1 protein-coding gene is annotated in these 1,716 nt (G+C 70.0%); it reads right to left on the bottom strand.

Annotated features, from left to right (window positions below):
- Window positions 1-147 precede the first annotated feature (147 nt).
- Window positions 148-1,629, bottom strand: a complete 1,482-nt coding sequence (locus ACGF12_RS38470; protein ID WP_393041283.1) for an IS1182 family transposase — start codon at window positions 1,627-1,629, stop codon at window positions 148-150.
- Window positions 1,630-1,716 lie beyond the last annotated feature (87 nt).

Raw genomic sequence — 1,716 nt, forward strand, 5'->3', positions numbered from 1 at the left:
CTAGGAGCGTGGGTCGGTAACGAGCAACTGGCCGGGTGGGTTTGATCGCCGCGATCGGTCGCGGTCGCCCGGTCCGTGCTCGCCGCGCCGGTGGTCGGGCCTGTCAGCGTGGGAGTCGGTCGGGGTGGGGGCCGGTGGGCGGGACGGTCAGGCGAGCGCGGTGGCGAGGCCGGCCGGTCCGGTGTGGCGGAAGATCTTGCGGAAGTTGTGGCAGGCGGCCAGCAGGCGCCACTCTCCGCGGGCGCCGTCCTCGCCGCGCAGGAGGAGCTGGCGGCCACTCTGGCAGGTCATGATCTGCCCGAAGACGGGTTCGACGATGGCTTTGCGGCGTCTGTAGGCCTTCCGGCCTGGTTTGGTCCGCAGTTTGCGGGCCATCCGCTCCTTCAAGGTGGCGTTGTCGGGGATGCGTCCGCGGGGTGCGGGCGGGATCTGCTCGTCGTGGGAAAGTCGGCCGGTGGCCATGAACGTGTCGGTGCCGCGGGACAGTTGGCGCTCCTTCGCGGCTTCGAGGTTCGTCTCGGAGCAGTACCCGGCATCGACGAGGGCCTGCTTGGGGTGGATGCCGGTGTTGTGGGCGGACTGGTCGAGCATCGTGGTGTAGTTCAGCGCGTCGGAGGCGTTGCAGGTCACGTCGGCGGCGGTGATGACCTGGTGTTGCTCGTCGACGACGGCCTGGGCGTTGTAGGCCTGGATGTAGGCGCCGTCGCTGTTCTTCATGATCCGCGAGTCGGGGTCGGTGAAGTTGGCCTGGGCCTTCGGCTTCGGCCTGGCCTTCGCGGCGGCCTTCTCGCCGGCGGCGGCGACGGCCTGCTCGTCTTCGGTGCCGGCGCGTTCCTGGCGGCGGCGTTCCTTGTCCTCGGCGTGGCGGCGGGCCTTGTCTGCGGCCTCGGCCTCGATCTGGGCGCGGGCGGCCTGCAGCCTGGCGAGGCGCTTCTCGCGGCGGTCCAGCTCGGCGGGAAGATCGACGTCCTTGCCGTCGACGCCGAAGATCCGGTCCTCGGCGGTGTCGGTGGCCTCGGCGTCGGCCAGCAGCGCGCGGGCCTTGGCTTCCAGGGTGGCGATCTCGGCCTCGACCCTTTCCTCCTTGCCGATGAGCCGGCCGTAGCTCATGGCCTTGTGCTTGGAGGCGTTCGCCTCCAGTTTCGTGCCGTCCAGGGCGACGCGCCCCATCTTGACCATGGCGAGCTTCTGCGCGAGGTGCAGCGACTGGAGGAAGAGGTCGGCGAGTGCGTCCAGGTGGCGGCGGCGGAAGCGGGCGATCGAGCGGTAGTCCGGGGCCCGGTCGGCGGCCAGGAACCGGAACGCGACGTCGTCCACGCAACGGCGCTCGATCGCCCGGGAGGAGCGCACGCCGGTGGTGTAGCCGTAGATCAGCAGGCGGACCATCAAGCGGGGGTCATAGGGCGGGAAGCCGCGCTTCTCGGTGTAGTCGGCCAGGACCGGCGACAGATCGAGGACCTCGTCGACCAGATCGGCGACGAACCGGGCCAGGTGGTCCTCGGGCAGCCAGTCGTCCAGCGACGGCGGCAGCAGCAGAACCTGGTGCGGGTCGAACGCCCGGAACCGCTTGTCCACCGCCACCGCACGCGCCTGCCGCTGCTTCGGCTCGCCCGGCTCGGCCTCGAACAACCCCTCCTGATCACGCATACCAGGATCATCTCGTACGAATGATCACAAGCCACACGCGGGTTGCCGCTTACTGACCCACGCTCCTAG

The sequence above is a fragment of the Kitasatospora sp. NPDC048296 genome, from assembly GCF_043201815.1.
In the GTDB taxonomy this organism is placed as follows: Bacteria; Actinomycetota; Actinomycetes; order Streptomycetales; family Streptomycetaceae; genus Kitasatospora.